The 9,902-nt window shown below is 70.5% G+C and carries 7 protein-coding genes and 1 pseudogene; 3 read left to right on the top strand and 5 right to left on the bottom strand.

Annotated features, from left to right (window positions below):
* Positions 1–180, top strand: a pseudogene (locus B1790_RS34875) (HNH endonuclease); the annotation flags it as partial.
* Here B1790_RS34875 and B1790_RS32660 read toward each other — a convergent pair.
* Positions 164–928 carry an SDR family oxidoreductase gene (locus B1790_RS32660; RefSeq protein WP_079927428.1) on the bottom strand — a complete coding sequence of 255 codons (765 nt, stop codon included), beginning with the start codon at positions 926–928 and terminating at the stop codon, positions 164–166. The pseudogene B1790_RS34875 and the gene B1790_RS32660 overlap by 17 nt on opposite strands.
* Positions 929–1,022: 94 nt before the next feature.
* Between B1790_RS32660 and B1790_RS32665 the strand changes: the two genes are divergently transcribed.
* Complete coding sequence (locus B1790_RS32665; protein ID WP_079927432.1) at positions 1,023–1,598, top strand: TetR/AcrR family transcriptional regulator; 576 nt, start codon at positions 1,023–1,025, stop codon at positions 1,596–1,598.
* Here the strand turns inward: B1790_RS32665 and B1790_RS32670 are convergent.
* Genes B1790_RS32670 through B1790_RS32685 form a run of 4 tightly spaced genes read right to left on the bottom strand, consistent with a single transcriptional unit; the run spans position 1,595 to position 5,502 of the window.
* The gene (locus B1790_RS32670; protein WP_079927429.1) at positions 1,595–2,788 is read right to left on the bottom strand and encodes a sensor histidine kinase; all 1,194 of its coding nucleotides are present in this window, start codon (positions 2,786–2,788) and stop codon (positions 1,595–1,597) included. The two genes, B1790_RS32665 and B1790_RS32670, sit on opposite strands and share 4 nt — an antisense overlap.
* 2 nt (positions 2,789–2,790) lie before the next feature.
* Positions 2,791–3,432, bottom strand: a complete 642-nt coding sequence (locus tag B1790_RS32675; RefSeq protein WP_079927430.1) for a response regulator transcription factor — start codon at positions 3,430–3,432, stop codon at positions 2,791–2,793.
* 22 nt (positions 3,433–3,454) lie between these two features.
* On the bottom strand, positions 3,455–4,024 hold the full coding sequence (locus B1790_RS32680) for a MarR family transcriptional regulator (RefSeq protein ID WP_142271652.1): 570 nt from the start codon (positions 4,022–4,024) through the stop codon (positions 3,455–3,457).
* Positions 4,021–5,502 (bottom strand): pyruvate, phosphate dikinase, encoded by a 1,482-nt coding sequence (locus tag B1790_RS32685; RefSeq protein WP_079927431.1) that lies wholly within the window; start codon positions 5,500–5,502, stop codon positions 4,021–4,023. Before B1790_RS32685 ends, B1790_RS32680 begins: the two co-directional genes overlap by 4 nt.
* A gap of 196 nt (positions 5,503–5,698) precedes the next feature.
* Here B1790_RS32685 and B1790_RS32690 point away from each other — a divergent pair.
* A partial coding sequence (locus tag B1790_RS32690) for a type I polyketide synthase (RefSeq protein WP_142271653.1) occupies positions 5,699–9,902 on the top strand: 4,204 nt, incomplete at its 3' end.

The following is a 9,902-nucleotide window of genomic DNA, read 5'->3' on the forward strand; positions in this document are numbered from 1 at the left end:
ACCACCCCGGGCAGCCGCTTACTGTTCCCCGAACTCAGCAAGCCCACCGCAACCGTTCAGGCAAGTGGCGTTCCGGCGAGCCACACCGCCGGACTGACCATGCCCCGACGCAAGACCACCCGCGCCCAAGACCGCACCCGCCGCGTCCAACGCGAACGCGAACTCAACGAGGCGCCGTGACCGCAGCCCCAGCGAGGTCGGCGAAGAAGTCCTCGAGCTTCGCGACGAGGTAGGCGCTGAGGTCCTCGGCAGAGCCGCTCATCCGGGCCTTCACGTCTCGGGAGTCTTCGTCGGCGAGCACCTCGAACGCACCCCTCACCACACCGTCGTAGGCCTGCTCCACCACGCTCGCGGCGCTCACCTTTGGCATGTCGAACCGGGCCGACATGGCCGTGTCGACCATCCCGACGATGACCCCCGTGACGGTGGTGCCGGTCGGCGCCAGCTCGCTGCGGAGCGCATTCGTCGCCGACCACATGGCGGCCTTGGACGCCGCATACGCCGTCGGCAAAGGAAGCCACGCCGCCAGCGACAAAACGTTGAGCAATCCGCCACCGCCGTTGGCAGCCAACACCGGGGCAAACGCCTTCGCGACGCGAAGGTTCCCGAAGTAATTGGTCTCGAAGATGCGCCGCGTGATTTCCTCGTCGCCAGTCGCGACCGACACGTCGTCGGCTGGCGAGATGGCCGCGTTGTTGACCACGAGGTCGACGTCCGACGCGACCTCGGCCGCGTTGGCCACTGACGACGGATCGGTCAGATCGAGCGCCAACGCCACGATGCGTTCGTCGCCCCAGTCCCTCGGCGTACGCGCCGTGGCGTAGACCTTCGTCGCCCCACGCTTGAGGGCCTGTCGCACGAACTGCTCACCGAGACCGCCATTCGCTCCGGTCACCAACACAATTCGTCCGTCGAGTCGCTCTGCCATCGTCACTCCTGCGGTAAAGTCGTGCACTAAGTGGGGCTATTCCCCACTTCTCGATTATGTGGGGAGGCTCCCCACTTATGCAAGGGGTGTGTCCGTGGCCACACAGACGTCTCGGCCGCTGCGCGCAGACGCTCAGCGCAATCGCGACGCGATCCTCAGTGCCGCGCTTGCGATATTCGACGCGGAGGGGATCAACGCGCCCATCGACTGCATCGCCACGGCCGCCGGCGTCGGCAACGCCACCCTGTATCGGAACTTTCCCACCCGAAACGACCTGCTGGCCGCGGTGATCGAAAAGAACATCGTCGAAATCATCGACGGCTCAGCCGAATTGGAGCACGAGGTGTCGGCGGACGACGCGCTGCGCGAATGGCTTCAACGCGTCGCGTGGCAGCTCCGCATCTGGAACGACCTGCCAACCTGCATCGCCACGTCGATCGAGGACGACACGTCACCGGTGCAGGACGTCACCGCGCGCCTGACCGACCGCACCCGCCACTTCCTCGACCGCGCCAAGGCCGACGGATCGGCTTCGGCCGACGTCACCGCCGACGAACTCTTCGAACTCGTCACGGCCATCTCGTGGGCCATCGACCGATTCGGCGACGACCCGCAGCGCGCCCGCGCCCGGGTGGCGCTCGCCACGGCCGGGGCGTTCCAAGGCCGCTAGGCGTCGAAATCCTCCGGCGGCGACGTCACCGTCACCACGGTCCCGCGGCCGACGCCCGAATCGATCGACATCGCGCCGCCCATCGCGTCGAACCGGGCTTGCAGCGACGCCAGCCCGATGTGCCCCTCGGCCACGCGTTGGTCGACGATCGACGGCTCGAAGCCCGCTCCGTCGTCGGCCACCGTGAGCACCACGCGGTCGCCCTTGCGGAACATGCGGATGGTGACCTCGTGTGCGCCGGCATGCTTGTGCACGTTGGCGAGCAGTTCACGCGCCGCCCGGTACAGCAGCGGCTGCGAGACGGGCTTGCCGACGTCCTCCAGCTCTGCGTCGATGACGACGTCGCCTCGACTCTCGTGCTGGCGCACCAGTTCCCGCACTCCCGGCGTCAAACCCAGCTGGGCCAGCACCTGGGGATGCAGCGCCGTCACCGTCGACCGCAAGCCCGCCGCGGTCTCGTTGAGCGCCGCGTACACCATGTCCAACGCGGGATCTGGCATGCGGTCACGCACCTCGTCGAGCTCCAAACGAGCGGCGAGCAGCGTCTGCAACGGACCGTCGTGCAGATGCTCGGCGAGCTCCCGGTTGGTCCGCTCGTCGGCCTGCATCGACTCGGCCACCAACCTGCGGCGCACGTCCAGCAGCGCCGCCACCCTCGCCGCGCGCCGGGTCAGCACGAAGCACAGGGCGGTCGTAGCCACCGCCAGCCAGACCAGGAAGCCGACCTGGAGATAGACCACGTCGGGCAACCCGACGTGGTCGTCGCGCTTCGAGTAGACGATCCACGCGCCCAAATAGCATGCCGCGGTGCTGATCCCGAGGACACCGGTGAACACCGGCCGGTCGCCGAACGCCACCGACAGCGGAAGCAGGAAGAACACCGGAAGCAGCGCCGCCGTCGCCCCGCCGGACACCACGCAGAGCGCGACCACCGCAAGCACGTCGACTCCGGTGGACAACCGGCCACCCCACGTCGGCACCGGCCCGCGGAACACCGCCACCGCCCACAGCACGGCGGCGATCGAGTACGCGCCGAGAATCGCCGCGTAGACCTCGGGCAGCCAGCTGTCGACCTCCCAGATCCACACCAGGAAGCCGATCAGTCCGATCAGCGGCAGCCGCAGGAGCGCCGAGACGCGGACGGGTTCGGCGGCGAAGTAGTCGACGAGCTGCCGGGACGCGCGGTCCACGGCTATTCCAGCAGTCCGCGGCGCATCGCCTCGGCGACAACGGAGCCCCGGTCGCTCACGCCGAGCTTCTCGTACAGCCGCTGCACGTGGGTCTTCACAGTCGACGGGGCCAGGAACATCTTCTTGGCCATCGCGGGGATGGTCTGCCCGCCTGCGATGTAGCCGAGCACCTCACGCTCCCTGGCGCTGAGCACCGGGGTGTCGGACTCGTTGCGGCGCTGGATCTCACCGACCAACCCGGCGGCCAGATTCGGGGCGACGACGTCGTGGCCCTTGGCGCAGCTCAGCACGGCGGCAACCAGCTCGGAGCGGCTGGACTCCTTGGAGATGAAACCGGCCGCACCCTCCTGCAACGCGTTGTAGACGATTGCCGACTCGTCGTGCGCGGAGATCAGCAGCACCCGGGTCGGCAACTGGTCGCGGCGCACCGCGGCGGCCACCTGGGCCCCGTCCAGACCCGGCATGCGGTAGTCCAGCAGCGCAACCCGAGGCCCGTGCTCGCGGATCAGGGCAAGGGCGGCCACACCGTCCTCCGCCTCGGCGACCACGTCGATCGACCCACTGGCGCTCAGTGCCCTGACCACTCCGTCGCGGAACAGCGGATGGTCGTCACCCACCACCACGCGCACCTTCTCAGCCGTCACGCCGCCAGCTTCGCATGAAGGCTCAGCCGCCGCTTCCGGATTCGGCCTCGGTGGCGCGCGTCCGCCCGGCCAGGCCGATCAGTTCCTCGTGCAGCTCGAACCACACCGTGTGATACGAGTCGACCATCGGGCGGGTCAACCAGGACATGTCACCGTCGCGCGCCCGCCGCAGGGCGGCGTCGAGCCGATCCGCATAGCTCCCGAGCCGGGCGACCAGCTCGCTCGCCGCGGCGACGACCGGCACCACCTCGCGGTGCAGTTCGTCGAGGCGGTCGAGGACGGCGGTCACCTCGTCGGGTCCGGCCGCGTCCCTCGTCAGCTGCCACTGCGAGATCAGGGGTTTGACGCCGCCGTTGACGACGAGGAACCGGTCGTACACCCGGTCCGCTGCGTCGTGGTCGACGACGGCGCGCTCGTCGGCCAGGAGTTCGACCAGCCGGGCCCGGCCCGCGTCGGTCAGCCGGACCATCGGGGCGTCGAACAGCAGTCCGGCAGCGACGCACCCGTCGACGGGACCCGTCAGCTCGGCCCGGCCGATCCGGCCCTTGAGCCGGACCGTCTGCAGGAGGGCCAACTCGTCGGCGTCGTTCACCGGCGTGCCGACCGGGCGGCCCGATGCATGGCCTGCAGATCGCCGACGACGTCGGGGACCGCCGCCCGCACGATGTCGGTGAACCTCGACAGTTCGGGGCTGAGCACCGACTCCGACAGAGCGGACTCGCCGGCCCGGACCTCGCCCGCGTCGCCGTCGACGGTGATGGTCAACCCCGCCAGCGACGCGGTCAGCCCCACTCCGCAGCCGACCACCGCCGGAATGCCGAGTTCACGCGCGACGATGGCGGCATGGCTGCTGGCGCCGCCCACCTCTGTGACAACCCCGTTGGCGGCCATGATGCCGGCGACGTCGTCCGGGCTGGTCGTCGGGCGCACCAGGATGACGTCATGGCCCGCGTCGGCCGCTGCGATGGCGTCGTCGCTGGTGGTGCAAGCCAGGCCGGACGCGATTCCCGGGCACGCGGCGGCGCCGGTGGCCAACGGCGGCCCACTCGGGGCCGAGCGCACCGCCAGGATCGTCGCGAGCTGCTCCGGCGTCACCCGCTCGATCACCTCGGCGTCGTCGACGAGACCTTCGTCGCGGAAGGTCAGCGCCAGCCGCAGCGCCGCCCGCGGCGAGCGCTGCGCCACCCGGGACTGCAGCAGCCACAGCTTGCCTGCCTCGACCGTGAACTCGACGTCCTGCACGTCGCCGCCGAGCCGCTCCAGACGGGCGCCGGCGTCGACCAACTCGTCGTAGGCGGCGGGAAGCCGGTCCCGCATCGCCGACAGGGGTTCGCAGTCGCTGGTGCCCGACACCACGTCGTCACCCTGGGCGGCGGGGAGCCACTCGCCAAACGGGGTCGACGCCCCGGTGGCCGGGTCGCGGGTGAACAACACCCCGGTGCCCGATTGGGCGTCGAGATTGCCGAAGACCATGGCCTGCAACAGGATTGCGATGCCGCCCCGTTCAAGTCCGCGATGTGCGCGGTAGGCGTCGACTCGGCTGGACGACCAAGACGACGCGACCGCCTCGACGGCTCCGCGCAACTGCGCCAGCGGTTGACCGGGCGCCTCGACCCCCACCGCGCGCCGATAGCCGCGTCGGAAGCGCTCCCCGGTGTCCTCGGCGAACCCCACCGAATACTCCTTGCCAAGCGCGTCGACGACCGCGTCGTCGACGCCGACGTTCAGGACGGTCTCGAGCATGCCGGGCATCGACGTGTCCCCGCTGCTGCGGACCGACAGCAGCAGCGGTCGCGGGCCGGCACCGAACGTGCGTCCGGTGCGTTCCTCCAGCACCTTCAGCCCGTCGAGCACGTCCTGCCACAGGCGGCCGACCAGTGCGGAGGGATCGTCGTCGCTCCAATCGGAGGTCACGCAGAATGCAGGAGGTACGGGCAGACCCAGCGCCGCCATCGCAGCGACCGCGCGCCCCTTGCCGCCGACGGCCCGCCGCGCGGCGTCACCCAGCTCGCCGTCCAACGGGACCGCGTGCCGGCTACCTGCGCCGATCGTCATCGCGTGACCACTCATCTCGCCTAGTCGTCTCGAAGGGAACGCCCGAGTGTATGCACGTGCGGGTTACCCGACGTCACTGGAAGGAACACAATGAACGGTCACGGTTCGCCGTGCACCGTTGCGGGCTTCTAGGCTCATCCAACGAACACGTCGTACCGAATACTTGTGGGTCGCTGCACACGCGGCGGTCCAGACAGGGGTTTCACACCGTATGGCCGATCAACTCGCCAATGCCACCGAGGCGCTCCGCCGGGCTCTCGTCCAGAACGACCGGCTGAAGACCCAGAACCGGGCCCTTCTGGAGCGCTCTGGCGAGCCGATCGCCGTGGTGGGCATGTCGTGCCGGTTCCCCGGCGGCGTGAACTCCCCCGAAGACCTGTGGAACATGGTCGCCGAGGGTCGCGACGTGGCCACCGAGCTACCCGATGACCGCGGCTGGGACGTTGCCAGCCTCTACGACCCCGACCCCGACGCACCGGGCAAGTCGTACGCGCGCGCGGGCAGTTTCGTCGACGGCGTCGCCGACTTCGACGCCGGCTTCTTCGGGATCGCGCCAAGCGAAGCCCTCGCCATGGACCCCCAGCAACGCATGCTCCTCGAGCTGTCGTGGGAGGCGCTCGAACGCGCAGGCGTCGACCCGACGTCGCTGCGAGGCAGCGCGACGGGCGTGTTCGCGGGCGTCATCGCCGGCGGCTACGGCATGTCCAACGACAGCATCGAGGGTTACCGGCTGACCGGCATGACGTCGAGCGTGACGTCCGGTCGGGTGGCCTACGTGCTTGGCCTTGAGGGCCCGGCCGTGTCCATCGACACCGCGTGCTCGTCGTCGCTGGTGGCGCTGCACATGGCGGTGCAGGCGCTACGCCTCGGCGAGTGCGACATGGCCCTGGCCGGCGGCGTGACCGTCAACGCCACCCCCACGATCTTCGTCGAGTTCAGCCGCCACCGCGGGCTGGCTGCCGACGGCCGTTGCAAGCCCTACGCCGGAGCGGCCGACGGCGTCGGCTGGGCCGAGGGCGGCGGCGTGCTCGTCGTCGAGCGGCTCTCCGACGCCCAGCGGCTCGGCCACCCGGTACTCGCCGTCGTGCGGGGCTCGGCGGTCAACCAGGACGGCGCGTCGAACGGCCTGACGGCGCCGAACGGGCCGTCGCAGCAGCGCGTCGTGCGCGCGGCACTCGCCAATTCCGGGCTGACGGCCGCGCAGGTCGACGTGGTCGAGGGCCACGGCACCGGAACCCCGCTCGGTGATCCCATCGAGGCGCAGGCGCTGCTGGGCACCTACGGCCAGGACCGGACGCAGCCGCTGTGGCTGGGCTCGGTGAAGTCCAACATGGGTCACACCCAGGCCGCGGCGGGCGTCGCAGGCGTGATCAAGATGATCATGTCGATGCAGCACGAGACGCTGCCCGTGACCCTGCACGTCGACCAGCCGAGCCCGCACGTCGACTGGACCATGGGTGCGGTCTCCCTTCTGACCGAAGCGCAGCCGTGGCCCGCCAGCACCACCCCGCGCCGCGCAGGCATCTCGTCGTTCGGCATCAGTGGCACCAACGCCCACGTCATCGTCGAATCGGCGCCACCGGCGGAGGCCGAGCCCGAGGCGGCTCCCGCACCTGGGGTGCTGCCCTGGGTGCTGTCCGCGAAGTCCGCGACCGCCCTGCGCGGGCAGGCCACCCGCCTGACCGATCATCTGGCCACTCACGCCGGCCTCGACGACCGTGACGTGGCATGGACGCTGGCGGGACGAACGTCCTTCGAGCACCGCGCCGTCGTGCTCGGCACCGACCGCGACCAGCTGCTCGCCGGCCTCTCGGAGGTGGCGTCCGACGCCGACATCACGCGGGTGATCCGCGGTACGGCCACCCCCGTCGGCAAGGTCGCCTTCGTCTTCCCGGGCCAGGGCAGCCAGTGGATCGGGATGGGCATCGAATTGATGTCCGCCTCAACGGTTTTCGCCGAAAAGCTGACCGCCTGCTCGGAAGCACTTGCGGAGTTCGTGGACTGGTCGCTGCTCGACGTGCTGCGCGGCGAGTCCGGCGCACCCGGCCTCGACCGCGTGGACGTCGTGCAGCCCGCGTTGTTCGCCGTCATGGTGTCGCTGGCGGAGCTGTGGCGTTCGGTCGGAGTCACCCCCGACGCCGTCATCGGCCACTCGCAGGGTGAGATCGCCGCCGCCCACGTCGCGGGCGCGCTGTCGCTGCGCGATGCCGCCAAGGTCGTCGCCCTGCGCAGCAAGCTGCTTGTCGAGCTGTCCGGATCGGCTGGCATGGTGTCACTCGCCTGCGGCGTCGACCGCGCGCGAGAGCTGTTGTCGGGCTTGGACATCGGGACCGAACGAGCTGGCATCGCCGTGATCAACGGGCGCTCCGCCGTCGTGGTCTCCGGTGAGACGTCCGCGCTGGACGCCCTGGTGGCGCAGTGCGAGGCGCTGGAGATCCGCGCCCGCCGCGTCGACGTCGACTACGCGTCGCACTCGGCTCAGGTCGAAGCCGTCGACGGTCGACTGCAGGACGCCCTCGCGGGTCTGACACCCACGTCGACGCGCACCGCGTTCTTCTCCACCGTCACAGGCGATCTCGTCGACACCGCCACCCTCGACGCCGACTACTGGTACCGCAACATCCGCCAGACGGTGCAGTTCGACCAGGCGGTCAGGGCCGCGGCCGCCCACGGCTACCGGGCGTTCGTCGAGACCAGCCCGCACCCGGCGCTCATCGCGGGCATCGAGGACACCGTTCGCGACTGCACCGATGCCGCAACCGATCCCGTCGTCGTACCGACCCTGGGGCGGGACGAGGGCGGCTGGGACCGCTTCCTCACCTCGGCCGCGCAGGCATTCACGTCGGGCATCTCGGTGGACTGGCGCGCGACGTGCGACGGCGGTCGCCTCGTCGAGCTGCCCACCTACGCCTTCGACCGTCGCCGATTCTGGCTGTCCGGCGGCGGCAGCGGAGCCTCCGACGCCACGGGCTTCGGGCTCAACGGCGCGGCGCACGCGCTGCTCGGTGCGGTCGTGGAGGTGCCAGAGACGGGCCAGGTCGTGCTGACCGGGCGGCTCGCGGTGGCGACGCAACCGTGGTTGGCCGATCACGCCGTCGGCGGGGTGATCCTCTTCCCCGGTGCGGGATTCGTGGAGCTCGTCATCCGCGCGGGCGACGAGGTGGGTTGCGGGACAGTCGAGGAGCTCACCCTGCAGGCGCCGCTGGTGGTGTCACCGTCCGGAGTTCAGATCCGCGTCCTGGTCGGGGCTGCCGAGGAGTCCGGATCCCGCACGGTGTCGGTCTTCTCCCATCCCGACGACCCGGAAGCGGCCTGGCTGCTGCACGCCGAGGCCGTCGTCGGATCCGCCGAGCAGGCGCCGACGGCCGACCTGTCGGCGTGGCCGCCCGCCGGTGCGGTGGCCACCGACGTCGGCGACGCCTACGAGACGCTCGCCGCGCGCGGTTACGAATACGGCCCGGCCTTCCGCGCCCTCACCGCGATGTGGCGCCGAGGCGACGAGGTGTTCGCCGAGGTCACCATCCCGCAGGACGTCCAGTCGGGAGACTTCGGCGTCCACCCGGTGCTGCTGGACGCCTCGATGCACGCCATCGCGTTGGCCGTCGAGGATCACGAACTCGCCCTGCCGTTCTCCTGGCAGCAGGTTTCGCTGCACGCCGCAGGGGCGTCGTCGGTGCGCGCGAGAATCGCTCCGGTTGGCCCGAATTCGGTGTCGATCGACCTGGCCGACGGGTTGGGCTTGCCCGTCCTGTCGGTGGGTTCGATGACCACCCGCCCGGTCAGCGCCGAGCAGCTGGCGTTGGTGGGCCAGGCCAGCGCCGACGGCGAACTGTTCGAGGTGGAATGGTCCGCGGTCCCCGCGCCCGAGACCGCCGCGCCAGCCGAGGCCGTCGTCTACGAATCCGCCTCGACGGCAGACGATTCCGTCGACGTCGCGACCGTGGTGCATGCCACGGTGCACCGCGCGCTGGAGCGCCTGCAGTCGTGGTTGGCCGAGCCGTCCGCCGCGACATTGGTAGTCGTGACGCACGGGGCTGTTGCACTGCCCGGTGAGGACGTCACCGATCTGGCCGGCTCCGCGGTGTGGGGCTTGGTCCGCGCCGCCCAGACCGAGAACCCCGGCCGCATAGTGCTGGTCGACGCGACAGCCGAATTCGACGTCGCCAACGCGCTCGCCGTCGGTGAGCCGCAGGTCGTCGTGCGGGACGGCGTGTTCCACGCCGCCCGTGTCGTGCGCAGCCGCGGCGTCGACGCGGTGCTGCAGCCCCCGACCTCGGGCAAGCCGTGGCGGCTCGGCATCGCCACCGCGGGCACGTTCGACAACCTGGCGCTCGAAGAGGTCCCGAACTCCGAAGAACCGTTGCGCGCGGGACACATTCGCGTCGAGATGAACGCCGTCGCGGCCAACTTCCGCG

Origin of the sequence: Mycobacterium sp. AT1, assembly GCF_002043095.1 — a bacterium.
In the GTDB taxonomy this organism is placed as follows: Bacteria; Actinomycetota; Actinomycetes; order Mycobacteriales; family Mycobacteriaceae; genus Mycobacterium.

Excerpts from the sequence above, each read along its gene's own strand:
- B1790_RS32660 (WP_079927428.1), bottom strand. The coding sequence starts at position 928 with ATGGCAGAGCGACTCGACGGACGAATTGTGTTGGTGACCGGAGCGAAT.
- B1790_RS32685 (WP_079927431.1), bottom strand. The coding sequence starts at position 5,502 with ATGAGTGGTCACGCGATGACGATCGGCGCAGGTAGCCGGCACGCGGTC.